At 63.5% G+C, this 26214-nt stretch carries 28 protein-coding genes and 1 pseudogene; 16 read left to right on the forward strand and 13 right to left on the reverse strand.

The features are described 5' to 3' along the window. Positions 1–295 (reverse strand): annotated as a pseudogene (locus tag ACUY3D_RS11770) (hypothetical protein); the annotation flags it as partial. A gap of 202 nt (positions 296–497) precedes the next feature. Between ACUY3D_RS11770 and hemL the strand changes: the two are divergent. From hemL to relB, 7 genes are all read left to right on the forward strand, one after another. After that, positions 498–1832 carry a glutamate-1-semialdehyde 2,1-aminomutase gene (gene hemL / locus ACUY3D_RS11775; protein WP_448241160.1) on the forward strand — a complete coding sequence of 445 codons (1335 nt, stop codon included), beginning with the start codon at positions 498–500 and terminating at the stop codon, positions 1830–1832. 31 nt (positions 1833–1863) lie between these two features. Continuing rightward, positions 1864–2472 (forward strand): histidine phosphatase family protein, encoded by a 609-nt coding sequence (locus ACUY3D_RS11780; RefSeq protein WP_070521045.1) that lies wholly within the window; start codon positions 1864–1866, stop codon positions 2470–2472. Beyond that, entirely contained in the window at positions 2472–3077 is a 606-nt protein-coding gene (locus ACUY3D_RS11785; RefSeq protein WP_070521042.1) for a TlpA disulfide reductase family protein, read from the forward strand. The genes ACUY3D_RS11780 and ACUY3D_RS11785 overlap by 1 nt, the downstream gene beginning before the upstream one ends. Continuing rightward, positions 3074–3880, forward strand: coding sequence for a cytochrome c biogenesis CcdA family protein (locus ACUY3D_RS11790; protein ID WP_070521038.1), 807 nt, complete (start codon positions 3074–3076; stop codon positions 3878–3880). The genes ACUY3D_RS11785 and ACUY3D_RS11790 overlap by 4 nt, the downstream gene beginning before the upstream one ends. 12 nt (positions 3881–3892) lie before the next feature. Further along, positions 3893–5524: a cytochrome c biogenesis protein ResB gene (gene resB / locus ACUY3D_RS11795; protein ID WP_070533930.1), complete on the forward strand. Its 1632-nt coding sequence runs from the start codon at positions 3893–3895 to the stop codon at positions 5522–5524. Positions 5525–5665: 141 nt separating this feature from the next. Then, positions 5666–6682: a c-type cytochrome biogenesis protein CcsB gene (ccsB, locus tag ACUY3D_RS11800; RefSeq protein WP_070533928.1), complete on the forward strand. Its 1017-nt coding sequence runs from the start codon at positions 5666–5668 to the stop codon at positions 6680–6682. After that, positions 6683–6940, forward strand: a complete 258-nt coding sequence (relB, locus tag ACUY3D_RS11805; protein ID WP_070533927.1) for a type II toxin-antitoxin system RelB family anti-toxin — start codon at positions 6683–6685, stop codon at positions 6938–6940. On the opposite strand, the gene ACUY3D_RS11810 is transcribed toward relB, so the two are convergent. After that, complete coding sequence (locus tag ACUY3D_RS11810) at positions 6937–7251, reverse strand: hypothetical protein (RefSeq protein ID WP_070521026.1); 315 nt, start codon at positions 7249–7251, stop codon at positions 6937–6939. The genes relB and ACUY3D_RS11810 overlap by 4 nt on opposite strands. Before the next feature lie 43 nt (positions 7252–7294). Between ACUY3D_RS11810 and ACUY3D_RS11815 the strand changes: the two genes are divergently transcribed. After that, complete coding sequence (locus tag ACUY3D_RS11815) at positions 7295–7636, forward strand: DUF4229 domain-containing protein (RefSeq protein ID WP_070533925.1); 342 nt, start codon at positions 7295–7297, stop codon at positions 7634–7636. An 8-nt stretch (positions 7637–7644) separates the two neighbouring features. Here the strand turns inward: ACUY3D_RS11815 and ACUY3D_RS11820 are convergent, their stop codons facing one another. From ACUY3D_RS11820 to ACUY3D_RS11840, 5 genes are read right to left on the reverse strand one after another with little or no spacing between them, the layout of a single operon-like run. Further along, positions 7645–8529, reverse strand: coding sequence for a 1,4-dihydroxy-2-naphthoate polyprenyltransferase (locus ACUY3D_RS11820; protein ID WP_448241161.1), 885 nt, complete (start codon positions 8527–8529; stop codon positions 7645–7647). Between the two features lie 5 nt (positions 8530–8534). Then, positions 8535–9389: a metal ABC transporter permease gene (locus ACUY3D_RS11825; RefSeq protein ID WP_010189755.1), complete on the reverse strand. Its 855-nt coding sequence runs from the start codon at positions 9387–9389 to the stop codon at positions 8535–8537. After that, positions 9386–10240 carry a metal ABC transporter permease gene (locus tag ACUY3D_RS11830; protein ID WP_010189752.1) on the reverse strand — a complete coding sequence of 285 codons (855 nt, stop codon included), beginning with the start codon at positions 10238–10240 and terminating at the stop codon, positions 9386–9388. Before ACUY3D_RS11830 ends, ACUY3D_RS11825 begins: the two co-directional genes overlap by 4 nt. After that, positions 10237–10947, reverse strand: coding sequence for a metal ABC transporter ATP-binding protein (locus ACUY3D_RS11835; RefSeq protein ID WP_010189751.1), 711 nt, complete (start codon positions 10945–10947; stop codon positions 10237–10239). The genes ACUY3D_RS11830 and ACUY3D_RS11835 overlap by 4 nt, the downstream gene beginning before the upstream one ends. Next, positions 10947–11873, reverse strand: a complete 927-nt coding sequence (locus tag ACUY3D_RS11840) for a metal ABC transporter substrate-binding protein (protein WP_070521016.1) — start codon at positions 11871–11873, stop codon at positions 10947–10949. Before ACUY3D_RS11840 ends, ACUY3D_RS11835 begins: the two co-directional genes overlap by 1 nt. 107 nt (positions 11874–11980) lie before the next feature. On the opposite strand from ACUY3D_RS11840, the gene ACUY3D_RS11845 reads away from it, so the two are divergent. Continuing rightward, on the forward strand, positions 11981–12670 hold the full coding sequence (locus ACUY3D_RS11845) for a metal-dependent transcriptional regulator (RefSeq protein ID WP_070683581.1): 690 nt from the start codon (positions 11981–11983) through the stop codon (positions 12668–12670). Here ACUY3D_RS11845 and menE read toward each other — a convergent pair. The 6 genes from menE to dcuC form a co-directional block, all read right to left on the reverse strand. After that, positions 12667–13815 carry an o-succinylbenzoate--CoA ligase gene (gene menE / locus ACUY3D_RS11850; RefSeq protein WP_448241162.1) on the reverse strand — a complete coding sequence of 383 codons (1149 nt, stop codon included), beginning with the start codon at positions 13813–13815 and terminating at the stop codon, positions 12667–12669. The two genes, ACUY3D_RS11845 and menE, sit on opposite strands and share 4 nt — an antisense overlap. A gap of 11 nt (positions 13816–13826) precedes the next feature. After that, positions 13827–13988, reverse strand: coding sequence for a hypothetical protein (locus ACUY3D_RS11855; RefSeq protein ID WP_448241163.1), 162 nt, complete (start codon positions 13986–13988; stop codon positions 13827–13829). A gap of 21 nt (positions 13989–14009) precedes the next feature. Beyond that, positions 14010–14990 carry a 1,4-dihydroxy-2-naphthoyl-CoA synthase gene (locus ACUY3D_RS11860; protein WP_070596767.1) on the reverse strand — a complete coding sequence of 327 codons (981 nt, stop codon included), beginning with the start codon at positions 14988–14990 and terminating at the stop codon, positions 14010–14012. A 364-nt stretch (positions 14991–15354) separates the two neighbouring features. Beyond that, the gene (locus ACUY3D_RS11865) at positions 15355–15816 is read right to left on the reverse strand and encodes a DIP1984 family protein (protein WP_070596766.1); all 462 of its coding nucleotides are present in this window, start codon (positions 15814–15816) and stop codon (positions 15355–15357) included. Positions 15817–15977: 161 nt separating this feature from the next. Beyond that, entirely contained in the window at positions 15978–16580 is a 603-nt protein-coding gene (locus tag ACUY3D_RS11870) for a hypothetical protein (protein ID WP_070526043.1), read from the reverse strand. Positions 16581–16643: 63 nt separating this feature from the next. Further along, entirely contained in the window at positions 16644–18053 is a 1410-nt protein-coding gene (gene dcuC / locus ACUY3D_RS11875; protein WP_070533911.1) for a C4-dicarboxylate transporter DcuC, read from the reverse strand. Between the two features lie 90 nt (positions 18054–18143). Here dcuC and ACUY3D_RS11880 point away from each other — a divergent pair, with 90 nt between their 5' ends. From ACUY3D_RS11880 to ACUY3D_RS11910, 7 genes are read left to right on the forward strand one after another with little or no spacing between them, the layout of a single operon-like run. Next, entirely contained in the window at positions 18144–19163 is a 1020-nt protein-coding gene (locus ACUY3D_RS11880; RefSeq protein ID WP_448241165.1) for an o-succinylbenzoate synthase, read from the forward strand. 48 nt (positions 19164–19211) lie between these two features. Continuing rightward, on the forward strand, positions 19212–21563 hold the full coding sequence (locus tag ACUY3D_RS11885; protein WP_070596763.1) for an ATP-binding cassette domain-containing protein: 2352 nt from the start codon (positions 19212–19214) through the stop codon (positions 21561–21563). Between the two features lie 10 nt (positions 21564–21573). Then, a complete protein-coding gene (locus ACUY3D_RS11890; RefSeq protein ID WP_070447990.1) occupies positions 21574–22176 on the forward strand; it encodes a hypothetical protein in 603 nt (200 codons plus the stop codon). After that, positions 22169–23860 carry a 2-succinyl-5-enolpyruvyl-6-hydroxy-3-cyclohexene-1-carboxylic-acid synthase gene (menD, locus tag ACUY3D_RS11895; RefSeq protein ID WP_070526031.1) on the forward strand — a complete coding sequence of 564 codons (1692 nt, stop codon included), beginning with the start codon at positions 22169–22171 and terminating at the stop codon, positions 23858–23860. Before ACUY3D_RS11890 ends, menD begins: the two co-directional genes overlap by 8 nt. Continuing rightward, entirely contained in the window at positions 23861–24304 is a 444-nt protein-coding gene (locus ACUY3D_RS11900; RefSeq protein WP_070686670.1) for a DUF3592 domain-containing protein, read from the forward strand. Positions 24305–24312: 8 nt separating this feature from the next. Next, positions 24313–25512: a glycosyltransferase family 4 protein gene (locus tag ACUY3D_RS11905; protein WP_154761925.1), complete on the forward strand. Its 1200-nt coding sequence runs from the start codon at positions 24313–24315 to the stop codon at positions 25510–25512. 11 nt (positions 25513–25523) lie between these two features. After that, positions 25524–26213 (forward strand): demethylmenaquinone methyltransferase, encoded by a 690-nt coding sequence (locus ACUY3D_RS11910; protein ID WP_143335269.1) that lies wholly within the window; start codon positions 25524–25526, stop codon positions 26211–26213. The last annotated feature ends 1 nt before the right edge of the window (position 26214 follow it).

Here is a 26214-nt window from a genome sequence, read left to right on the forward strand (position 1 = left end):
CCGGGGCGGGGAGGGTGACGGTTTCTACTTCGATGCGTGGCGCGGGGGCCTCGACGGTCGTGGGTGCGGGCGCGGGCGCCTCGGTTTCAGATTCCGGTTCGGCCGGGGCGGGCGAGATAGAGGTGGTGTCGCCAAAGCGGTTGACCGGCTGGGGCAGGGCATTCGGCTGCCAGGACGTTGGTTGGGCCGAGGTGGTAGGGCTGGGTTCGGTTCGCGGAGCGGTTTCTGCCTGAGTGGCAGCGCAGGCAGACAGTGGAAGGCAGGCAAGAATGACAAGAAAACGGCGCGATGCCATGGGAATCCCCCTTAAGTAGTGCCTCTCCACAGCGCACCCCAGCGCTTAAATAAGGAAAGGCAGAATCAACAGTGTGCTGCCAGCATAGCGCCACAGTAGCGGGCGCGCAGCGCGAGCGATTGCTGCCGCTTAGGAGGCAGTGGAGGGAGGACGGAAGGACACAAGGGGACTCAAACTTTTGTATAGGGCTAAAACCGATACAATGTGGGCTATGCCTAACTCCAGCCAGCGAAATCAGCAGAATACGTCCCAGTCCGCCGAGTGGTTCGAGCGCGCCACGAAGGTCACCCCGGGTGGCGTGAATTCCCCGGTCCGCGCCTTCGGATCCGTGGGTGGCCAAGCCCGCGTCATCGCCCGTGGCGAGGGCTCGCGCCTCTGGGACATCGACGGCAACGAGTACGTCGACCTGGTTAGTTCCTATGGCCCGATGATCCACGGCAACGCCCACCCGGCCATCGTGGAGGCAGTCCAGAAGGCGGCTGCCGATGGCCTCTCCTTCGGCGCGCCCACCGAGGGCGAGACGTTGCTGGCGGAGCACATCGTCAAGCGCACCGCGGTGGAGCAGGTGCGCCTGGTCAATTCCGGTACCGAGGCCACCATGTCCGCCGTGCGGCTGGCCCGCGGTTTCACCGGCCGCGCCAAGGTCCTGAAGTTTGAGGGCTGCTACCACGGCCACGTGGATGCGCTGTTGGCGTCGGCTGGCTCCGGCGTGGCCACCTTCGCGCTGCCGGATTCCCCGGGCGTCACGGGTGCCTCGGCCGCGGACACCATCGTCGTCCCGTACAACGATCTCGACGCCGTCCGCGAGGCCTTCGCCGCGCACCCGGGAGAGATCGCCTGCATCATCGCCGAAGCCGCGGCGGGCAACATGGGCACCGTGGCCCCGGAGGAGGGCTTCAACGCGGCGCTTAAGGAGATTGCGCATGCCGACGGCGCCCTGCTCATCCTCGATGAGGTTATGACGGGCTTCCGCACCTCCCACCAGGGTTGGTTCGGCGTCGACGGCGTGGCCGGTGACCTGGTGACCTTCGGCAAGGTTGTCTCCGGCGGATTGCCCGCCGCGGCGTTCGGCGGCCGCGCCGACGTCATGGCTTCCCTCGCCCCTGCTGGCCCCGTCTACCAGGCGGGCACGCTGTCCGGTAACCCGGTGGCGATGGCCTCCGGTCTAGCATCCCTGGAGCTGGCCAACGAAGAGTTGTACCCGCGCCTGCAGGCCAACGCGGACTGCCTGACCAGCCTGATAACGGCGGCACTTGATGCCGCCGGCGTGGCACACCACATCCAGCGCGCGGAGACGATGTTCTCCATCCGCTTCGCCGAGGGTCAGGGTCGCAACTTCGCCGACATGCAGGCCGCCGATACCTGGCGTTTCGCCCCCTTCTTCCACGCACTGCTGGAGGGCGGCGTCTATGTTCCGCCGTCAGCCTTCGAGACTTGGTTTGTCTCTGACGCGCTCACGGACAAAGATTTTGAGGTAATCGAGGCAGCTCTCAAGCCTGCCGCCAAGGCCGCTGCCAGCGCGCAGCGCCCGCAGTAAACAGACCATTTGAGGGGATAGACACAGGCATATGTCCACCACCATCGTCCACTTCGTCCGCCACGGCGAGGTTTATAACCCGGATAAGATCCTCTACGGGCGCATCCCGGGCTACCACCTGTCCTCCCGTGGGCATTCCATGGCCGCGCGCACAGCGAAAGCCTTCGAAGGCCATGACGTGACCTACCTGGCGGCCTCGCCGCTGCAGCGCGCGCAGGAAACCGCGCTGCCGATTGCGCAGGTGACGGGCTTGGAGGTGGACGTCGACAAGGGCGTCATCGAGTCCGGCAACCGCTTCGAGGGCTTGCGCACCAAAGGCTGGAATTCGCAGTTGTGGAATCCGCAGCGCTGGCCGCTCATGGTCAATCCGCTTGAGCCCTCGTGGGGCGAGCCTTTCGAGGAGATCGCCGCGCGCATGATGGACGCCGCCGAGCGCGCCCGCGCCAAGGCCGAGGGACACGAGGCCATCGTGGTTTCCCATCAGCTGCCCATCGTCATGGTGCAGCGCACCGTGTTGGGCAAGCGCCTGGCCCACGCGCCGTGGGACCGCACGTGCGCGCTGGCTTCGGTGACTTCGCTGGTCTACCGTGACCGCGAGATCATCGATATCTTCTACTCCGAACCGGCGCAGGACATCTAATGGGACGCAGAACTATCCGCGCCGCCGCGGCCGGTGTCCTTGCTGTGTTTGCCTTGGCTGGCTGCTCGCAAAGCGAGGAAAACGCGCAGAACGCCGTGGCTTCCGGCGGCACCTTCGAGTTCATCTCGCCCGGCGGGCAGACCACCATCCGCTATGCGGAGGAAGACCGCAAGCCGCTCAAGGATTTCTCCGGTGAGGACCTGCGGGATGAGTCCACGACGATCAAGCTTTCGGATTTCAAAGACCAGATCGTCGTCCTCAACTCCTGGGGTCAGTGGTGCGCGCCGTGCCGCTCCGAATCGGATGACCTCCAGGCCATCCACGCGGAGCTGCAAAAGCGCAAGGTAGGCACCGTACTGGGTATTAACGTCAAGGACTTCAACCCGGAGATTTCCCGGGACTTCCTCACCGATAACGGCCTGGAGTACCCGTCCATCTACGACCCGCCGTTTAAGACGGCCGCAGCGCTCGGCGGCGTGCCCACCTCCGTGGTGCCCACCACCATCGTGTTGGACAAGCAGCACCGCCCGGCCGCGGTCTTCCTCACGGAGATCACGGAGCAGGACGTCCTCGACGTCGTGGACGAGCTGGAGAAAGAACAGTGATCCTAGCCGCTGACGGAATCGGGCAGAGCTTTGCCGACGCCGCCGCGGCCGGCCCGCTGCTGCTAGGAATCCTCGCCGCAGCCGCCGCCGGGCTGGTATCTTTCGCCTCACCCTGCGTGGTGCCGCTGGTGCCCGGCTACATCTCCTACCTGGCCTCCGTGGTCGGCGGTGAGGTCACCCACGACGAGGAGCTCGGGGTCGGCGTGGGCAAGCGTCGGCAGTGGGCCGTCGTCGGCGCCGCAGCACTCTTCGTGCTGGGCTTTACCGTCATCTTCGTGCTGGCCACGGTTTCGGTCTTCGGCGCCATCTCGGCGCTGCGGCTCAACGCGGACACCCTTATGCGCGTCGGCGGTATCATCACCATCCTCATGGGCGTGGTCTTTATGGGTGTGGTGCCGGTGCTGCAGAAGGACACGCGCATGGCGCCGAGGCGCTGGACCACGTGGCTGGGCGCGCCGCTGCTCGGCGGCGTGTTTGCCCTGGGCTGGACGCCGTGCCTGGGGCCCACGCTGGCCGCCATCTTGTCCGTCTCCGCCGGCACCGCGGGCATGACTGCGGTGCGCGGCACGCTGCTCATCGTCGGCTACTGCCTGGGGCTGGGCCTGCCCTTCCTGCTCGTGGCACTGGGCTCTGTTAAGGCCATGCGCACCATTTCGTGGATGCGCACGCACTCCCGCGCCATCCAGATTGCCGGGGGCATCGCCATGATCCTCGTCGGCCTGGCGCTGCTGACCGGGCTGTGGGGAGATTTCATCAACGCCATCCGCCAGTGGACCGTGTCCTATGGCGCGACGCTGCTGTAAAGGAGATTTTTCGTGAGATATATCCGCAAGGCCTGGCACTGGCTGACCAGCATGCGCACCGCGCTGGCGCTGCTCTTCCTGCTGGCCATCGCCGCCATTCCGGGTTCGCTTCTGCCGCAGCGCTCGCTCAATGAATCCAACGTCAATGACTTCATTGAGACCAACGGCAAGGTTGCGGAAATCTACGACAAGCTGCAGCTTTTCGACGTCTTCTCCTCCGTCTGGTTCCAGGCCATCTACGTCCTGCTCATGATTTCTCTGGTGGGCTGCATCATCCCGCGCTCCTGGGATCACTACAAGGCCTACCGCACACCGCCGACGCGCGCGCCGAAGTATCTGGAAAAGATGCCGCTCAATGCCACCGGGCATTCGGAAAAGTCCCCGGAGGAGATCGCCGCGGCAACCAAGACCATGCTGAAGAAGTGGCGCGTAAGCGAGGTTTCCCCGGAGAAGGACCGCGCGGGTGCCCAGTCCTTCTCGGCGGAGCGCGGCTATGCCCGTGAGCTGTGCAACCTCATCTTCCACATCGCGCTCGTGGCCATCCTGCTCACCATGGCAGCCGGGCGCTTGGTGCATTATGAGGGCCAGGTCATCGTGGTGACGGAGAAGAACTCCCAGGGTCAGACCCAAGAGCAGCCGCAGTCCACGGAGTTCTGTAATACCTCAACCTCCGTCTATGACTCCTTCCGCGCAGGCCCGCTTTTCGACGGCACGGGTCTCCACCCCTTCTGTTTTAAGGCCCACGACTTCACCGCGGACTACCTGCCTAATGGCCAGGCGGAGATGTTCACCTCCGATGTGTCCTATGCCGCCGGCGATGATATCTTCACGGACCCGGAGACCTGGGAGGATTACAAGCTGCAGGTCAACCACCCGCTGCGCATTGATAACAACCGCGTCTACCTGCAGGGCCATGGTTTTGCGCCGACGATGACGGTGGAGTGGCCCAACGGCGAAAAGCGCACGCAGACCATCCAGTTCCAGCCCAATGACACCACGTTCTTCCTCTCCTCGGGCGTGATGCGTTTCGATCCGCCGTCGGGCATGTACCCGGACCTGTTTGAGCGCCGCCAGAACCAGATCGCTATCCAGGGCCTGTTTGCGCCGACCGCCGAGTGGTCCGGTGAGAACGGTAAGCTGCTGCAATCTTCCTACCCGGCGATGCTGGATCCGGCGGTGGCTATCGATATCTACCGCGGCGATGCCGGCCTGGACACGGGCAAGCCGCAGTCCTTCTTCTCCCTCGATTCCAGCCTGGTCCACTCGGGCCAGCTGCAAAAGATCGACCGCGTCAACCTGACCCAGGGTGAATCGGTCACGCTGGACGACGGCACCAAGGTCACCTTCGACGGTGCCTCCGAGTTTGCGAACTACCAGGTGTCCTATGACCCCTTCCAGGGTTGGGTGCTGGTATCTGCTCTCGTGATGTTGGTTTCGCTCGTCGGCTCCCTGGTGATCAAGCGACGCCGCGTCTGGGTGCGCATCCGCCCGGGTGCCAACGGCGGTACCGATATCGAGATGGGCGGGCTTGCCCGCACCGACCGCGCGGGCTGGTCTGAGGAGTTCCATAAGCTGCACCGCGAGCTTTTGGAATTGCCGGATCCCGATGACGTGGAGGAGGACGAACTCTACTCCGCCGACTAAAGGCGCGGACCGTATCCTTCAAAAGTTGGATACAGCTGGGAAAAGGGGGTAGCCTTATGGGCACCATAAATCTCTCCGTTCATGCAGCCTCGTGCGTGGCGCACGGGGTAGGCACGATTGTGAAGGCAAGGTTTCCCACTCATGCAGGTTGATCAGAATCTGTCCAACTTCTCAGACATCGCGGTGCAAACCGCGTTCGTCGTATATGCGCTCGCCTTGGTGCTGTCCCTGGTGTACTACGGCCGGATGCAGAGCATCATTGAGGCCATGCGCGCCCGTACCGCAGCTGCACCGCAGCAGCGTGAGCTCGCCACCGTGGGCGCTTCGGCAGATGGCGCCGTGCTTGGCGACGTTCCCCCAACGGCCAGCACCGCAGACGATGATTTGGCGAAGAAGCAGGAGAACGCCGACAAGCTCGGCGGCATGACGCAGATGCTGCTGTGGCTGGGCATCGCCCTGCACTTGGCGGCCATCGTGCTGCGTGGTTTGGCTACCGGCCGCTTCCCATTTGGCAACCTCTACGAGTACATGCTCATGGTGACCGCCGGCGCGATGGTGGTGGCGACCATCGCCATGCAGCGCAAGGAGTGGCGCACCCTGTGGCCGTGGCTGCTCACGCCAATCCTGGCGCTGATGTTCTACGGCTCCACCAAGCTCTATGCGGAATCCGCTCCGGTGGTTCCGGCACTCCAGTCACACTGGCTGCCCATCCACGTCACCGTGGTTTCGCTGGGCGCATCCATCGGCGTGGTCTCCGGTATCGCTTCTTTGCTCAGCGTGCTGCGTGAGTTCCAGCCGAAGCGAGGCGAGTCCGGTTTCTTCGGCGCGCTTGCCCGCCCGCTTCCTTCAGCTAAGAAGCTGGACCGCCTGGCCTACCGCTTGGGCGTAGTGGCGCTGCCGACCTTGGGCCTGGGCATCGTGCTGGGTGCTATTTGGGCCGAGTCCGCGTGGGGCCGCTACTGGGGTTGGGACCCGAAGGAGACCGTGTCCTTCGCCACCTGGATCCTCTACGCTGCCTACCTGCACGCTCGCGCCACGCCGGCCTTCCGTAAGGCCGCGCCGTACATCAACATCGCGGCGATGCTGCTCATGGTGTTCAACCTGTTCTTCATCAACATGGTTGTCTCCGGCCTGCACTCCTACGCGGGGCTGAACTAAATGGCGGATATCCATAAGCCGCGGCACAAGCCCGGCAAACCGGCGGGCGATAACCCTCAGCTCATCGCCCTTGGTGAGGGCTTTGCGCAGCGCCGTCGCGAGCTGGGCATCCTGCAACAGGACCTGGCTGGGAAGGCCGGGATTTCGCGCTCCACGCTGCATACTATTGAGCACGGTGGCTCTGGCGTGCGCTGGGAAAAGGTCGTTGCGGTGGCCGAGGCCCTCGGCCTCGAGATGACCTTCGTGCCGAAGGACTAGGCTTCTTTCCCCTTAGAGTCTTTGCCTTCAATGTCCTTGTCCTCGGGGGCCTTGGGCTCCTGCTGCCCCTGTGAGCGCCGCCGGCGTTCTTCCTCTTTGCGCTGGGCCTCCCGCTCCTTGGCGCGGCGCTCCTTGAAGCGCTGCTTCTCTAGGTTCCACAGGAATTCCTCGTCATCATCGGGGCCCTTGATTGCCGGGCGCTGCGGCTGCTGCGCCTGCTGCACCTTCTTATTCCAACTCGACGGACCAAAAGCCTTCCAGACGAGGACTGCCGCGAGGACAAACAAGAGTAGTAGTATCAATCGACCCATGCGTTGTATTCTACGGAATGCCCGCGAAGCAAAAGTGAGAATTATGAGCCAGACAGAAAACACCACCAACGCCTCCCAGAACCCCGACCCGCCCCAGCCGGACCCCGCGCTCAAGCGCCGCTCCCGCGTCGCTTTGTGGAAGTATGGCGCGGCCCGTGTGGTGCTGTTTATCGTGTTGACTGTAGTGATTCAGCTACTGGCGATGGCGGTGCTCCAGACCTTTCCGCTGCTGGTTTCCGCGCTGCTGGCGTTGTTCGTGGCGCTGCCACTGTCCATGCTGCTCTTTTCCACGTGGCGCGTGGAAGCAACCCAATCCCTGGCGGAGTACTCCGCGCAGCGCAAGGCCCACAAGAAGTGGGTCCAGGAGGAGCTGGCTGGCCGCTAAATCAGAGGCTAAACCAGAGCCAGCGCTACTGCGTTGACAACCGCCCATACCAGCATCGCGCGGCCAGTCATACCGAGCACCGGGATGAGTTTGGGTCCGCGCGCACCGCGGTTGACGGTGCGGATAGCGCCCAGTGCGAGGGGGAAGTAGAGCAGGGAGGCCAGCGCTGCCCAGGAATCGAAGGCCAAGCCCACGGTGAGCAACACCGGGAGCAGCAACAGGGTCATGAATAGCGTGCGGGACTTCTTATCACCCAGGCGCACAGCCAGGGTGATCTTGCCGGTGGCCTCATCGGAGGGGATGTCCCGGATGTTATTGGCCAGGTTTACCGCCGCACTCATACCGCCGATACCCACGGCTAAGGCAAGGCCTGTCCACGTGATGCGGCCGGCCTGTGTGTACTCGGTACCTAGGACCGCGACGAGCCCGAAGAACACGAAAACGGCGATTTCTCCGAACCCGCGGTAGCCGTAGGGATTCTTGCCACCGGTGTAAAACCAGGCGCCGGCGATACACACAGCGCCGACGAGGATGAACCAAGCCGCGTTGGCAGCTAGGGAGAGCGAAATGCCGGCGATGGCCGCCACGCCGAAGGAGACGAAGGCGGCGAACTTGACGTGCTGTGGTTTGGCCAGCCCGCCCCCGGTAAGCCGCTGGGGGCCGGTGCGGTCATCATCGGTGCCGCGGATGCCATCGGAGTAATCGTTGGCGTAATTCACGCCGATGATAAGCGCCCAGGCCACGATGAGCGCCAGCAACGCCCGGCCCCAGTGCAGGCCGTGGGCCGCGGCAGCGGCACCGGTACCAGCGATAACGGGAGCAAAGGCATTGGCCCAGGTGTGCGGGCGAGCACCCTGGAGCCAATCGGCAGGAGTGGCGGAATAGGCAGACATGCTCACTATTGTGCCACTGGTGTGGTGTGCTGCGGCAATGAGCTGGTGCGTTGGCGAAAGCGGTAGATGATGAGCACTGCAACGAAAATAACGGCATTGGTGACTGTCATTGCGGCAGAGGTAGCCGCGTCAAGGACATAGGCAACCCAAAATCCCACGACCGCGCTGATAGCGGCAACGCCACAGGCGGTCAACACCAGCGTGGGCACGCGCTGAGTAAGCAGCCGCGCGGTCATCGTCGGGAATACCATGAGAGCGATGACCAGCATGGCACCGGCAGCGTGAAAGGCGGCGGTGGCGGTGCAGGCAACCACGGTCATAAATATGATGTGAAGAACGCGCGTGGGCACCCCGCGTGCGGCACAAAAATCGGCGTCAAAAGTCGTGGCGGATAAACGCGGCAGTGTAAGGGCGAGGAAGAGAGCATTGATACCCAGCACTGCGGCCATGATGTAGCAATAGTTGGGATTGGAGAAGGCCGCGAGGTTGAGATCACCGACGAGAACGGCGTGGACATCAAGGTGCACGTGGCTCATGTGCGTAGAAATCAGGATGACTCCGGCGGCAAACAGGGCGGGAAAGACCAATCCGAGGGCGGAATCAGCAGTCACCAGCGGGCTGCGCTGTAGTGCGTCAGTTCCCAACGCCACCACCAAGGCGCCAGCGGCCGCGGTAACGAGCAAGATGGGTGAATCTAGATCTGCGGTAAAGAGGTAGCCGACGGCAATTCCGGGAAGGACGGCATGGCCGATGCCGTCGATAAGCATGGCCTGGCCTTTGAGGACAACAAAGGTGCCGGGGATAGCACAGGCCAAGGCCGTCAGAACGGCAAGGAGACAAGCGGTCGCGGCGAGGGTCATGAGGCTAGCTTTCTACTGGTGAGGCTGATAGTGACGAGCGCCGCCTGAGCCAGGACGATGACCGGACCGGTGGGCAGCGGGCCGTGCGCAATGGAGACATAGCAGCCGAGAGCAGCGGTGGCCGCGCCGAAGAACCCGGAGAGCGCGATGAAAGGTAGCAAGCGCGTGGTCCAGGGGCGGGCAGCGGCGGCAGGGCTGATGACCACGGCGACCATGAGCACTACGCCGACGACTTTGACGCCGAGCACCGTGATGGCGGTGAGGGCGAAGAAACTAGCCGCGTTGAGGAACGAGGTGCGGATGCCGGCTACCTGGGCAAAACTTGAATCAAAAGTGACTGCGGCCTGCCGGGTGTGAATGAGGAAAAGAAAAAGCAGCACGCAGCCACCGATGATGAGTGTGGACCGTACATCCGCGCGAGTGAGCGTGGAGGCATTTCCCAGCAAATAATCCTGGATTCCGGCCTTGCCAGGCAATGGTCGGCGGGAAATATACTGCATGAGCAGCATTCCCACCGAGAAAAATGTGGTTAGCGTGGCCGCCATCGCAGTGGTTTGCCCCAGGGGAGTTAACCGCGGGATGAGGTGAATGCACCCCACCGCGAGGGTTCCGGTGAGCAGGGCGCCGCAAGAAAGAAGCCAGACATTTCGCCCGTCCCAGCCAATGGCGGTGGCCACGAGGAAGGCGGTGAGCAGTCCAGGCAGGGAAGAATGCGAGATGGCATCGGCCAGCAGGCTGGTGCGGCGAACATATACCAGTGGGCCTAGCGCGCCAGCGCAGCCACCGATGAGCACGGTGCCCAGGAGTGCCTGGGTATAGGTGTAGTTCTGAAGAAGCTCGAGTGGGTTCATGATGGCAGGGAAAACATGTCGGCAATGGCGGACTCGGTAAGTACCTGCTCGGTGGGGCCAGCAGCAATGAGCCGGCCGTGGCCGACCATGAGGACCTCATCGCAAAAGTCGGCGACCTCCGCCAGGTTGTGATGCACCAGCAGGATGGTCACGCCGTTCTCGCGCAGTTCCTTGAGTACATCCATGATGGCGCGCTGACTCGCGGCATCGACACCAGCGAAGGGCTCGTCGAGGATGATGAATTCCGGCTCGCTAACGAGCGTGCGCGCCAACAACACGCGCTGGCGCTGACCACCAGACAGGGCGGAAATCGGCAGCTGCGCGTGTGCCTGCATTCCGGTGCGGGAAAGCGCGGCGTGAGCGGCGTCTTTGTCAGCGCGGCTGGGCCACTGCCACCAGCGCAGCCCGGCGGTGCGGCCCATCAGGGCGATGTCGAAGGCGGTGGCAGGGTAATTCCAGTCGATATCCGCATGTTGTGGCATATATCCGAGACGCTGCCGAAAATGTGCCAGATCGACGCCATCGAAGGTCATCGACCCGCAGGCTAGAGGCGGAAGGAGCCCTACCAGCGTGCGGACCAGAGTAGACTTTCCCGACCCGTTCGCACCCACCAGCCCGGTGATAGTCGCGGGGGTGAGGGTGAAGGAGGCGTCGTGAAGCACCGGCGTGCGGGGATAGCCGGCGGTGAGGTTTCCTACGCTGAGCATTAGCTTAGTGCTTTCGCCACGGCGCTAGCGTTATGTTCGAAGGCTCCGAGGTAGGTATCGGTTGGGGCTTCCGGGCCGAGGGTATCGGCAAAGAGCTCTTCATCCGAGATGGTGACTGTCCAGTTGCGGGTTTCTACGGCTTCCTTGAGAGAAGTGATGGCCTGTGGGTTCGCCTGGTTATCTTGGAAGATAACGGGGACCTTCTTCTCCGCGATCGTATCCGCGAGCTCGGAGATCTCAGTGGCGGACTTGGTGGCTTCGGTGGTCACGAAGTCGGTGGCTTGGACTTCAAAGTCGAAGGTCTTGCCGAAGTAGTTGAAGGCGTCATGGCCGGTGATGAGGACGCGCGGGGAGGCGTTTTCGAGTTCCTTAGCCGCTTTGTCATGCGCGGCTGCAATCTTGTCTTCATATTCATCGGCGGCCGCGGCATAGTCTTCGGCATTGTCAGAGTCGATTTCGCCGAGTTTGGTGCCGATGTGATCGACGACCTGGCTCCACAGCTCGGGGCTATTCCAGATGTGCGGGTCGTAGAGTTTTTCGCCCTTGTCACCTTGCTCGGGCCACGGCAGAAGGTCAGCAGTATCGAGCTGTTCGCCGACAGCTAGCTGCTTCTCACCGAGGGAGGAGAGCTGGTCCACCATTTGCGCCTCGAGGTGAAGGCCATTCCAGAGGACGAGGTCGGCGTCCTGCATCTTTTCAATATCGCGCGTGGTGGGCTGGTAGGTGTGCGGATCGCCGCCGGGACCGACCATGGTGGTGATGTCGGCGTCCGGGGCGATATTGGCGGCCGCATCAGCCAAGTAACCAGTCGTGGCGAAGATCGTCAGATTGTCGTCCTGGGCTTCGGCGGAGTCGCTGCTGGTGCAGGCAGTCAGCGCGGTGGCAGCCACGAGGGAAGCGAGGGGAAGCGCAATAAGTTTCTTCACGGGAAACCTCTCTTATTAAAAGTGAATGTCGATGTTCAATAGATTGAACTTGAAAGAGCATAAGACCTGAAACCTTTGGAAGCAATAGGCTGAACTACGATGGGGGTATGCACATCAGTGAGCTGCCCGAACGCACCCAGGATTACCTCAAGATCCTCTGGACCTATGAGGAGAAAGAGGGCGCTAATACCGCGATGCCGCTGGGGGACCTAGCTAAAGCGGCGGGGCAGAAGCTGCCCACCACGTCGGAGGCGGTCAAGCGCCTGGCCGCGAAGGGGCTGGTGGAACACGAACGCTACTTCGGTGTTCGGCTTGTTGAGGAAGGCCGGCGGCTGGCTGTGGCAATGGTGCGCCGGCATCGGCTCCTGGAAACCTTCCTCGTGCGCACTCTGGGCTATACCTGGGATGAGGTGCACGATGAGGCGGAAATGCTAGAGCACGCGACGTCCGACAGGCTCGTTGAACGCCTCGATTCTTTCCTGGGCAACCCCGCCCGCGATCCGCATGGTGATCCCATACCTGCCCCGGATGGCACTGCCGAGCCGGTCTCGCGCATTACGCTTATCGACGTCCCCGCGCAGACCCCCGTCACCGTGGAGCAGGTCACTGACGCTGACGGCGAATTTTTGCGCTACCTGGATAAATATGGAGTGCGGCCGGGAGTGGAATTGACCGTCGTTGCCCCCTCGGTTGCGGGTGTGCTCGAGGTTGCCGTCGACGGCGGTGCGCACTTCCCCCTCGGGGAATCCGCTGCGCGCGGCATTGCCGTACGCAGCTTTGGCGAAGCGGAGGCTTAGCTGTCCCACATGCGGGCGACGGCGAGGCGGTCTACCTTGCCGGGACCGGTGGTGGGGAGCTGGGCCAGGCGCTTGAAGTCCTTGGGGATGTGCCACCGGGGAAGGCCACTATCGTCGAGAGCCACAAGGATATCGCCGACATCCGCCCATCCGGTATAGGCAGCGACGATCATCTGTCCCAAGCGTGGGTGGGGGATGCCGACCACGCACACGCCGTCCACTCCCGGCACGCGAAGGATGTGCTGCTCGAGCTGCTCTGGGTGGAGCTTGAGCCCGCCGGTGTTCAGGATGTTGTCGAGGCGCCCGGTGACGGTGAGGTGGCCGTCGTGAAGCGCGCCGGCGTCGGAGGTAGCAAACCACGAGGTACCGGACTCATCGACCATGAAGGCATCTGAGTCCACGTTTCGATAGCCCTGCGCAATCATGGGCCCGCCAAGGTAAATGCGCCCCTCGTCGCCGATGCGAACAAGAGCGCGATCGAGGGGACGGCCGTTGTAGACGCAGCCGCCGGAAGTCTCTGAGGAACCGTAGGTGGTGACGATGTTGATGCGCAGCTTTTTCGCAGAGTCCAACAACTGTGGGTGGGTGGCAGCACCTCCGACGAGGATGGCATCAAAGGTGCGCAGGGCCTCGATTCCTTCTAGCGAATCCATGGCCTTGGCTAGCTGCATCGGGGTCAGGCCCGTGTATGAGCGATCCCCAGTGGCGGCCAGCTCGTGCGCGGCGCGGGCGAAACTGGGGATGGAAAAACCTTCCGACAGGTCAAGGCAGAGCGGCTCCACGCCCGCGACGAGGGAGCGCACCAATACCTGGATGCCCGCGATATGGGAGGCGGGCATGGCTAGTAGCCACTGACCGGTGCCGCCTAAAGTCCGGTGCGTGGCATCGGCACTAGACACCAAGTTGGCGGCCGTGAGTTGCGCGCCCTTCGGTGTGCCCGTGGACCCAGAGGTGGCCACGACGAGTGCGATGGAGGAGTCAATAGGTTCTCCTGCGCGCATGTGGTTGCGCAGCAGCTGCGCGCGGGTGCGGTCCTCCGCCGGAATGGGCAGGAAGGTGGCTTGTCCTGCGATGGCCGCTTCCAGATCAGGGAGGATGGCGGCAGGGTCACGCGGATCGACGGGCAGAGGAGAGAGGAAAGTCACGGTTAGTTAGGTTACCGCCCGCGGTGTTCGTAAGGGTTGATGAGCTCATCCTCCTGATCGAAGGGGCGCTCACCGTCCCTCTGAGCCTGCTGGATGTGGCGCAGCATCCACACGCGGGAACCGATGACGGCAACGAGCGCGATGGCCGCGAGGGCAATGGAAAAATAAAGCACGTCAGGCTCTCCTTGGGGGAACTAGTAGTAGTACGGGAAGTCATCCCAGTTGGGCTCGCGCTTTTCCAGGAAGGATTCCTTGCCCTCGACGGCTTCGTCGGTCATATAAGCCAAGCGGGTGGCTTCGCCGGCGAAGACCTGCTGGCCCATGAGGCCATCATCGGTGAGGTTGAAGGCGAACTTGAGCATGCGCTGGGCGGTGGGGGACTTCATGTTGATCTCGCGTCCCATCTGGATGGCGGCGTCCTCCAGCTCGGCGTGGTTAACTACCTCGTTGACGGCACCCATCTCGTACATGCGCTGCGCGTCGTAGGTGCGTCCCAAGAAAAAGATCTCGCGGGCGTACTTCTGGCCCACCATCTTGGCCAGGTAGGCCGAGCCATAGCCGGCGTCGAAAGAGCCGACGTCGGCGTCGGTCTGCTTGAAGCGGGCTTCCTGGCGGGAGGCAATGGTCATATCGCACACCACGTGCAGGGAGTGCCCGCCGCCGGCGGCCCAGCCGTTAACCACGGCGATGACCACCTTGGGCATGGTGCGGATGAGGCGCTGGACCTCCAGGATGTGCAGGCGGCCGCCCTCAACTTTTTCGCGGGCGGTGTCGACGGTGGATTCGTCGGCAGTCGCGTCATCGTGCGCGTGCTCGGTGGCGTAGCGGTACCCGGAGCGGCCGCGAATGCGCTGGTCACCGCCGGAGCAAAACGCCCAGCCGCCGTCCTTTTGGGAGGGCCCGTTGCCGGTCAGCAACACCGTGCCAACATCTGGCGTGCGGCGCGCGTGGTCCAGCGCGCGGTAGAGCTCATCCACCGTGTGCGGGCGAAACGCATTGCGCACCTCGGGGCGGTCGAAGGCGATGCGGACGATGCCGTCCTTGCGCTGTGGCTTTGGGCCGTCGCTGATGAGCCGGTGATAGGTGATATCCGTCAGGGCCTCAAAGCCCTCGACGGGGCGCCAGAGTTCCGGCTTGAACGGATTATCGGTGCTGTAATTCTTCTGCTCGCTCATGGCACACCAGCTTAATTGGAAAGCAGTGCGCCGGAAGTATAGTCCCCATTCCCAACCCTCACCCACACTCTCCGCCCAGCGCGGCGGTGATAAACAATAAACAATACTGCGGGATTATCCCCGTCAATGTGCACGTGTACTCCGTACCAGCGCGGTACACCATACAGTGGGACGGAATCGAACCTCCCTGCCTTCTTGCGCTACGAAGGCGCCTGAGAAGCACTGGACTTTTCCCTGCCCAGTAAGGGTTGCGCTCGCTGCGAAGAGTGTGGGCTACCGTCGCGCGCATGAGGCGCGCGACGTGACTACATGTCGAACGACATGACTACGTGCCGCAAGAATGCGGCACAACTAGCGGCAGTCGCTATTTAATTATCAGTTCCGTATTCCAGTTCAGCTGCTGGATGCGGGTATCGAGCTCGCGGTACTGGCGGGCCAGATCATCGGCGCGCTCGCGCAGCTTCGGCACGGGCACGGTGGCCACGAACTTGATCTCCGAGCGGGAGTAGCGGTCGTGGCGCGCACCCGCGCGCTCTGCCAACCCCTGGTAGATGCGGCGCTTGCGCAGCAGTCCATCACGAAGTGCGAGTGCCTCCATCAGCGTGATCTCATCGTCGAACGCGGTAGCCGTGTTCGTGGCGTTGATCGCGATGACGAGCTCATCGATGCGCTTGGTTACGCCCTCCAGCTCACGGAGGAGATCCGTCGGGTTCTCATCCGGTTCATCGCCTTCCTGGATGCGGACGGTTGCCGCGAGTCGGTCACTCAGCGAGTTGAGGCGCTCCTGCGCCTGGGCGCGTTCGGCCAAGGCTTCAGCAAGTAGCATGGTTCCTCCTTTAACCCTTAATGGGATTGATTGTCTGTGCAATTGTACGGCAGGCAGGAGGCTTCGCATTGGCGGCGTGACACTTCTAACAAATAGCGGCCGAAAACTTCGATGATCTGGGGCCTTATTTGATCGTTGTGTACGTCATGTTTGGTTGCTCGCTACGGCTGGCCTTCGGTAGACAGCCGGTTAGTCCACGTCTGGCGATTGGCCTCTTCAAAGCTGGCGTAGACAGAATTGTCGCCGTCGATGCCGCAGTAGAAAGTTCGAGTGTCAGAGCCCATGGCGCAATACAGGTCGTAGGTTTGTTTGGTCGCCGGGCTCATGGCTGTAATGCGGGTGTTGTAGGAGCCATTCACGGTAGAACTGCGCTGCGACCAGGTGAAGGTGTGCTTGATGGCCTCATCAAACATAGCGGCGGCGAACTCACAGGAGGTGTTTTCTCCTGCGTGGATCTTGTCTCCTTGATTGGTATAGCCGCATGCACCGCCGACTTGCCCGACGTTGATGTTGTGGCCGCCCGGGTTGGGGTTGGCGTTGTCGTCCGCGGCGGGAGTGCCGCTCGGGGCATCGTTAAGAGTCGGCGCGGGGCCGCTGTCCTCGGGGGCCTCGGAAGTGGAGGCAGTCACTGGGGCCACAACGGAGGTTAATTGGCTGTCGGCAGAAGCCTCACTAGCAGGTGTAGAGGAGTCAGAAGTATCGCCGCAGGCGTTCAATGCAATTCCGGCGGCAACGAGTAAAGAGAGAGTAGAGAGTTTTCGCATGAGTTGTAGCCTAGCGCCCCGCATGGTGGTTTAAAGGGGCGCTAAGGCCACAGCCGGGGAGTGTTACCCAATAAACATGAACGCAAACAGCGTGTTGAGCACCGTCGCCACAATCATGGGCACGGAGGTGCGCTTGACCAGCTGGATGGGGTTGACCTTGATGGCGCCGGCAACAATGAGCACCGCGGCGTTGACCGGGGAGACCTGGCGCATGAGGTTGGACGTTCCCCAAATGGCGGTGAGCATCTGCGGGGCGTGGATGGAGGTCTGCGAGGCCAGGTTGGGCACTACCTCAGAGAAGGCGAAGTAAGGCGCGGTGCCGGAGCCGGTGAGTGCTGCCATCGCGGCGGTGGCGGCGACGAAGATGAGGACGATGAGGACGGCGGCGCCGGAGGAGCCTTCGGCGGCGTCGATAAGCATGTCAATGACGCCCATCTGCGTAATACCTTCCACCAGGACGGCGGCGGCAACCAGCAGGGCCACGACGCCCGCAGCGCCCTCGCCCATGCCCTTGAAGAAGCTGGAGATGGAATCTACCGCACCCGTGACGGTGCGCTTGCGGATGGACTCGATGATCATCGCGATGAACAGGGAGACCACGGTCACCGGGAGGATGCCGCCCTCAAAGGGGATAACGCCCATGCGGTTGAGGATGGCGGAGATGATGATGAGCAGCAGCGGCATGAGCGGGAGCACGGCGTAGTAACCCGGCAGGGAGGCGGCGCGGGCGATGGCTTCCTCAGTGGCTTTATCGCACATCGAGTCAGCGGTGACTTCACCGGAGGCCAGGGCTTTGCGGGCATCCGCCTTATCGCAGCGGTGCTGCCACCACATGTGGACGAAGGCCGTGATGAGCAGCGTGGGAACCGTGGCGTAGGCGACGGCGCCGTAGACGAATTCCGTCGGAGTCATGTTGGTGAGATCGGCGCCCTGAATGAGGCCGGCCTCCAGCGGGGTGGGAACGATGGTGGAGGAGGTCACCACGATGGCGCCCACGGTCAGGGGTGTCAGGCCCGCAGCGATGAGTGCTGGAAGGAGCGTGGCCACGAGCAATAGGGAAAGCGCTGCGGCCGAGGGGATCACCAGTGAGAGCAGCGTGCCCAGGATGAAGCCCACTGGGACCAGCCAGTAGGAGCCTTTGAAGCGCTTGAGCGGTGAGGAGAGCACCACGACCGTCTTGGCATCCGCGCCGATGTGGCGCATATAGGACACAAAGCCGAAGAGCACCATAATCGCCATACCGATGCCGGAGAAGCGCGACTTGAACAGCGCGTCCACGACGAGCAGCTGGTCGTAGAAGGCATTGCCGGTCGCTTCAATTTCTGTGGTTCGGAAGTCCGCGCGCCCAGTGAGAGCGGCGAGCATGAGCAGGATTACGCCAACGGCAAAGATGGAGGCCGCGGCGTGGACTTTCTTATAGATGAGGTAGACAACTGCGGCGATGGCCAGTAGCGCGATGAGAAGGTAGAGCATGTAAAGATCCTTCTTCTGGTTATATCCACTTACTGTTTAAAGGTAACACCGGCTATGACAGGTGTCGCGCTCAACCCCCCCACACGTACGATGAACGTCATGCACATTGATGACGTCCTTGACCGCGCCCACGTGGTCTCCCTTCCACTCGCCGTGAAGTTCCGTGGCATTACGACCCGGGAAGCATTGCTTATCGATGGCCCCGCGGGCTGGGGTGAGTTCGCCCCCTTCCTGGAGTACGGGGCGGAGGAATCCGCCCGCTGGCTCGCCGCCGGGCTGGAAGCGGCCTACGAAGGCTTTCCGGAACCCGTGCGCGAGTGGGTAGAAGTCAACGGCACCGTCCCTGCGGTTCCTGCCGAGCAGGTGCCGGAGGTCATGGAGCGCTATCCCGGCTGCCGCACCTTCAAAATCAAGGTGGCGGAGAAGGGGCAGACCCTAGAGGACGATATCGCGCGCGTTCACGCTGTCCGCGCCTACATCGAGGCACAGGGTCGCGTGCCGGTTTTGCGCGTCGACGCCAACTGCGGCTGGAGCGTTGAGGAAGCCGTCACCGCGGCCAAGGAGCTCATGCCGCTGGATTACATGGAGCAGCCGTGCAAGACCGTTGAGGAACTCAAGGAGGTGCGCACCCAGCTCATGCGCGCCGGGATTTTCGTGCGGGTGGCGGCGGATGAATCTATCCGCAAGGCCAGCGACCCTTATCGGGTGGCGGAATTGCAAGCGGCTGATGTCGCCGTGGTTAAGCCCGCGCCGCTGGGCGGGGTGCGCAAAGTACTCGAGGTAGCCTCCCACCTGCGCGAGCGCCACATGGACATCACGGTGGCCTCTGCCCTGGATACCTCGGTGGGAATCTCCATGGGACTTGCCGCAGTGGCCGCCTTGCCGCAAATCTATGACGACGAAGACATCGACGTCACCCCGGCCGCTGCGGGCCTGGCCATCGGGTCGCTGTTCCTGGAGGATGTGACAGCACCACGCGAGCTTGTCGACGGTCACCTGCGCGCCGAAGCCCTCACCCCCGACCCGGATCGCCTGAGCACACTCGCCGCGCCGGGCGAGCGCCGCGAGTGGTGGTTCGAGCGCGTGCGCGAGTGCTGGCCGCACCTTTAAAAACACAGCTCACGGTACATGTCCGGAGGGCAGCGTAGGCTGGCGGGCATGACCATTTCCGTGAAAGACGCGCACCTGCACAACCTTCGCAACGTGGATGTGGACCTTCCACGCGGCCAGCTCGTGGCCGTGACGGGGGTGTCCGGTTCCGGCAAGTCCTCGCTGGCCTTCGGCACCATTCATGGCGAAGGCCAGCGCCGCTACCTGGAATCCGTCGCGCCCTTTGCTCGACGCCTCATCGCTTCAGCGGTGGACCCGCAGGTCGGCCGCATCGAGGGGCTGCCGCCGACGGTGGCGTTGCAGCAGTCGGCGTCGGCAAGCAGCGCGCGCTCCACCGTGGGCACGATCTCCGCCATGTCTAACTCCGTGCGCCTGCTTTACTCGCGCTGCGGTGACAACCCGGAGGGCCTGTACTCCGATTCCTTCTCCCCGAATACCCCAGAAGGCATGTGCCCGGAGTGCCAGGGCACCGGCGTGGTCCACGAACCCACGGAGGCGTCCATGGTGCCGGACCCCAGCCTGAGCATCGAGGAAGGCGCGATTGCTGCGTGGCCCGGAGCCTGGGCGGGCAAGAACTTCCACGACATTCTGCAAGAACTGGGCTATGACTTGGATTCACCGTGGGAGGATTTGCCGAAGAAAGACCGCGAGTGGATCCTCTTCACCGAGGAGCGCCCGGTGGTAACCGTCAAGCCGCGCCGCGGGGCGGATCAGATCCAGCGCAATTACGAGGGCACGTGGCGCTCCGTGGCCAGCTACCTGACCAAGACCTATGCGGAGACGAAGTCGGATACACTCCGCGCCCGCGTCTTGAGCTTCATGGAAACCCGCCGCTGCGATACCTGTGACGGGCGCCGGCTGACGGCGAAGGCGCTCAAGGTCACCTACGCCGGGCTGCCGATCGACGAATTCAATGCCCTCCCGCTGAGCGAAGCCTACGAGCTGCTTAACGGCCAAAGCCCGCAGCCGAATGACGCGGAAGACCTGCTCCTCAAGGCCCTCCTTCCGGCCCTTGAATCCGCACTGGAACTCGGCCTGGGGCACCTCAGCCTGGATAGGCCTACGGACACGCTCTCGGGCGGTGAGGTGCAGCGCCTGCGCCTGGCTGCGCAGCTGCGCTCCGGGCTCTATGGCGTGACCTATGTTCTGGATGAGCCCTCTGCGGGCCTGCACCCGGTGGAACGAGGTGCGGTGCTGGATATGTGCCGCCGCTTCATTGCGGAGGGGAACTCGGTGCTGCTGGTGGAGCACGACATGGAACTGGTCAAGCAGGCCGATTGGATCGTGGATGTCGGCCCGCTCGCCGGTGAGCGCGGCGGCCAGGTGGTGTACTCGGGTCCCGTCGCCGATTACATAGAGGCGGCGGACTCTGCAGATACTCCCACCGCGCGTGCCTTGGCGCGCCCGCGCCCCACGCCCAAGGTCGAAGCGCGATCGGCGCACGGTGATATCGCGCTGCGCCGGGTGCACTCGCACACCATCGATGGCCTCAACGTGGACTTCGGACTCGGCCAGTTTACGGCCATTACTGGGCTTTCGGGTTCCGGCAAATCCACGTTGCTGGCCGCACTCCATGACATGCTCACGGGGCCGGACTGTCCGAAGCAGGTCAAGCGCGTGGTCTCCATTACCCAAAAGCCAATCGGCCGAACCCCGCGCTCCACGGTGGCGACGTACACCAACCTCTTCGACAACGTGCGCAAGCTCTTCGCGGCCACCCCGGAGGCCAAGAAGAAGAAATGGACGGTCTCGCGCTTTTCCTACAACGTTAAGCAAGGCCAGTGCCCCACCTGCGGTGGCGCCGGCCAGATCGAGGTCGAGCTGGTCTTCCTTCCAGGCTCCTATACCCAGTGCCCGGATTGCCAGGGACAGCGCTATAACGATGACACCTTGTCCATCCGCTGGAAGGACAGGACCATCGCGGACATCCTCGACCTTACGGTGGAAGAGGCCCTGGAGGTCTTTGCAGATGAAGCGCCGATCCTCCACGCGCTGCAAACCTTGGAAGCGGTGGGGCTAGGTTACCTGCGCTTGGGCCAGGGCGCTCCGGAGCTTTCCGGCGGTGAAGCGCAGCGCATCAAGCTTGCCACGGAGCTGCAGCGCTCCCGAAACTCGCGCCGGGGCCATACCGTCTACCTGCTGGATGAGCCCACCGTCGGGTTGCACCCGGCCGATATCGACCTGCTCATCGCTGAGCTGCACTCGCTGGTGGAGGCCTCCCATACTGTCGTGGTGGCAGATCATGACCGTCACCTCATTGCCGGCGCTGACCGGGTTATTGAGATGGGCCCGGGGTCTGGTTCGGATGGCGGAAAGATTGTGGCGGATGGCACGCCGGGTCAGGTTTCCACGGGACTAACGCCCACCGGGCGGGTGCTAAGTGGCGCGGGTGCACGATAAGGTAAATCCCATGACCAACAACAACGGCGACAACGAGACGCGGCAGTTCGGCCGCGTCACCGGTGAGAACGAAACCCGCCAGTTCGGCGCGCCCCAACAGCAGCCGCCACAGCGTCCCCAACAACACTTCCCGGAGCCCGGATCCCAAAACACGCAGGCCTATGGTCAGCCCTATCAGCAGGGCTATGACCAGAACTATCAGCAGCCGCAATATGACCCGGTCCCGTCCAGCTACCAGGTGGAGCAGCCGAAGAAGGGCGGGGGAGCCCTGTCCTATGTCTTCGCGGCCATCGCTGCTATCGCCGTCGTTTTCGCCGGCGTGCTGTTCTTCCTGTGGCGCGGTGCGGCAGCGGATGCTGACAAACCCGCCCCGGAGCCGGTTACCGAGACCGTGACCACCGAGGTTCCCACCACGGTGACCACCACCAAGAGCTCGCCGCGGGATAACCTCCCCACCGATATTCCGACGGAGCTGCCGACGGAGCTGCCGCCGGACGTCCAGGACCGTGTGGACCAGGGTGGAGCCGAATTGGAAGGGTTGATCAATGACCTCTTCGAGCAATTCGATTCGGGCATGGAAGAGCTCGATACGGGTGGTGCAGGCAATGCCTAATACTGAATCTCACACCGAGCCCACTGCCTCCGCGCAGCCGGAGTCGATGCAGCTGGCCGAAGCACTGGCGGCCCAGCTTTCGCGGCACCTCACCGACGTGGTTATCTGCCCGGGTTCGCGCAACGCACCGCTGTCTTTGGCGCTTCTCGCGCGCAGCGATATTCGCGTGCATACCCGCCTGGATGAGCGCTCCGCCGCCTTCGCTGCTTTAGGTTTGGCACGCGTCCAACGCCGGCACGTCGGCATCGTGATGACCTCCGGCACCGCGGTGGCTAATGCCCTGCCCGCGATGGTGGAGGCGCATTACTCGCATACCCCGCTGGCCGTCATCAGCGCGGACCGGCCGGCCCGCTTGGTGGGCACGGGGGCCTCCCAGACTATTGAGCAGCCCGGCATCTTCGGCGTGTATGCGGAGACCACCCAGGTGGAGAGCACGAGTGATATCCCGCTTATCGCGGAGCGCTTTTTGAATGACCGCCAGGTGCACATCAACGTGGCTCTCGATGCCCCGCTGGTAGGCGAAGAGCTGCCCGGTAGCCCGACGGATTACACGCAGCACCGCGCTCGTACCCCGCGGTGGGCGAATCACGGAGAGGTGGCCGTCGATCTCAGCCGCAACACGCTCGTCATCGCCGGCGATGAGGCCTGGGAAGTCGAAGGCCTGGAGGATGTCCCCACCATCGCCGAGCCCACGGCACCTGCGCCCTATCACCCGGTGCACCCGGCCGCGGCGCACCTCTTCCGCCGCGCCCAAGTCTCCGCCAACGACTACGTGGTCAACACCAAGGTGGAGCAGGTCATCGTCGTGGGCCATCCCACCCTGCACCGCGGTGTCCTGGCACTGCTGAGTGATCCCGATATCGACCTCATCTGTCTGTCGCGCACGGAAGATTTCACCAACCCCCGTGGCGAGTCCGCGCAGCTGGGTACCACCGCCAAAACCAGCGGCGAGCCCACGCGAGAGTGGATGAAGATCTGCGAAGGCGCGGCCCAGATGGCGGCCGACGGTGTTCGTGAGGTTCTGGCGGAGACCACCGGTGAGGATGCCACCAAGCCCGAGATCGGCTTTACCGGCCTCCACGTCGCCGCCGCGGTGGGGGACACCCTCGCCGTCGGAGATACCCTCGTCCTGGGCGCCTCCAACGCGGTGCGGGATGCGTCCTTCATCGGCCTGCCCTTCGACGGTGTGGAGACCTACTCGCCGCGCGGGGCCGCCGGCATCGACGGCACCATCGCGCAGGCTATCGGCATCGCGCTGGCCACCCAGTCCCGCGAGGCCGACGCGCCCCGCGCACCGCGCACCGTGGCGCTCATGGGGGATGTCACCTTCCTCCACGACGCCACTTCGCTCATCCTCCCCGAGGACAACCCGCGCCCGGAGAACCTCACCATCGTCGTCTCAAATGACGACGGCGGCGGCATCTTCGAGGTGCTCGAACAGGGCCGCGAGCCCCTGCGCGACTCCTTCGAGAAGGCGTTTGGAACGCCGCATGGGGTGGGCGTGGCCAAGCTAGCGGAAGCCTGCGGTGCTGAGCACCGCGAGGTGAGCTCGGCGCAGGAGCTGCTCGACGTTTTGGCAGAACTCAAGGAATACTCCACCGGCATCACCGTGGTGGAGGCGCATACCACGAGGTCCTCGCGCCGCGCGCTGCAGGAGGCTCTGAACGCCAAGGTGGGTCAGTAAATGCCGCGGCGCCGAGTGCGCCAGCTGATCCTGGTGCTCTATGTCGCTGCACTAGTGGGCATGGCGGGGATGGTGATCGGCCCCTTCTTCAATGACTGCACCATCGGCGCCAACCCCGGGCGCGCCCTGGCCACGGTGACGGATGTCGGCAGCTTGCGCACCTTCGTGGATTTCCAGGATTCCGAGGGGATTTACCACACCCCGCCTACCGGCCTGCTCTATCCCACTGGGCTGGGAGAAGGCCAGCAGGTGTGGGTGCTCTACGCCAAGAGCAACCCGGACCTGGTCAAGGTAGAAGGCCGGGAATGGACGCTATCGATCATCCCGGCGCTGTCCTCCGCGGCCGTGGCTACCCTGATTGCCGGCGCGTGCTGGTGGGGGAGCGGGAAAATTAACCGGAATTTAGTGCGTGCGTTACCAACCGAGCACTCAGAAAAGGAATGATGGGGCGCATGCGTGTAGCCATCGTCGCGGAATCCTTCTTGCCTAACGTCAACGGAGTGACCAACTCCGTGCTGCGTGTCCTCGAACACCTCCACGAGCACGGCCACGAGGCCATTGTCATCGCCCCCGGCGCCCGGGACGGGCAGGAGGAGATCCCCGATTATCTCGGGTTCACCATCGTGCGCGTGCCCACCGTGCGTGTGCCGCTGGTGGATTCGCTCCCGGTCGGCGTTCCTACGTCCGCGGTGGATGAGGCGCTGCGCGAGTTCAAACCGGACATCATCCACCTGGCCAGCCCCTTCGTCCTGGGGGCGGCGGGAGCATTTTCTGCACGTCAGCTGCGCATTCCGGCCGTGGCGCTGTACCAGACCGACGTGGCCGGTTTCGCCACCAAGTACCACGCTTCCGCGCTGGCCTATGGGGTGTGGGAGTGGCTGCGCACCATCCATAACGCTTGCCAGATGACTCTCGCGCCGTCCTCGCTCACCATCTCCGATTTGGAGAAACACCACATCAAGAACGTGCGCCACTGGGGCCGCGGCGTGGACTCGGAGCGCTTCCACCCCTCGAAGCGCTCGGCGGCGCTGCGCCGCGAGTGGGAGCCCACGGGGAAGAAGAAGATCGTCGGCTTCGTCGGCCGCCTGGCCGCAGAGAAGGGAGTGCACCGCCTGTCCGCGCTTAACGGACGCGAGGACATCCAGCTTGTCATCGTTGGTGATGGCCCCGAGCGCCCGCTGCTGGAGGCCCAGCTGCCGGATGCTGTCTTTACCGGGGCATTGGGAGGCGAGGAGCTGGCCGCGGCCTATGCCTCCCTGGACATCTTCGTCCACGCCGGCGAGTTCGAGACCTTCTGCCAGGCCATCCAGGAAGCACAGGCCTCGGGCGTGCCCACCATTGGCCCGCGCGCGGGCGGCCCGGTGGATCTCATTGAGGAAGGTTACAACGGGCTGCTTCTCGACGTCTCCACGTTCGTCGAGGACCTCCCCAACGCCGTCGATGCGCTGCTCAACCCGGAGATCCACGAGGAGCTGCGGGAGAACGCCCGGCAGTCGATTTCTTCCAAGACGTGGCCGGCTCTGTGCGAGCAGCTGCTGGGCTATTACGAGGAAGTTTTGGAGAATGTCCGCGAGGTGCCGCTGACCATTTTGGGCCAGCGTCCGGAGCTGCCGCGCTGGGCCGCTCGCGCCCTGGGGGCGCGCGTGGCCTAGACTAGGCGCTTGTGTCTAAGGCAGATCTGGATAAGAAGCCCTTCGATGTTGCGCGCATGTTTGACGCGGTGGGCAAGAAGTACGACATCACCAACACGGTGCTCTCCTTTGGTCAGGACGCGCGCTGGCGCCGTTTGACGCGCGAGCGGCTCAACCTGAAGCCGGGGGAGAAGGTCCTCGACCTGGCTGCCGGAACGGCTGTTTCCACGGAGGAGCTGTCCAAGTCCGGCGCGTGGTGCGTGGCCTGTGACTTTTCACTCGGCATGCTCGCGGCTGGCGCGGAGCGCGATGTGCCCAAGGTGGCCGGCGATGGAATGCGCCTGCCTTTTGCGGATAACACCTTCGATGCGGTGACCATCTCCTATGGTCTGCGCAATATCCACGACTTTGAGCTGGGCCTGCGGGAGATGGCGCGCGTGACCAAGCCCGGTGGGCGGCTGGCTGTGGCGGAGTTTTCCAAGCCGGTCATCCCGGTCTTCGGCACCGTCTACAAGGAGTACCTGACCCGCCTGCTGCCGCCGATTGCCAAGGTGGTCTCCTCCAACCCGGAGGCCTATATCTACCTCGCAGAATCCATCCGTGCGTGGCCGGAACAGCACGAGCTAGCCGCCGCCATCAACCGCAATGGCTGGGAGCAAGCAGGCTGGCGCAACCTGACGTGCGGCATTGTGGCGCTGCACTCCGCGGTGAAGCCGGCCTAAA

Source organism: Corynebacterium guaraldiae, assembly GCF_053480195.1.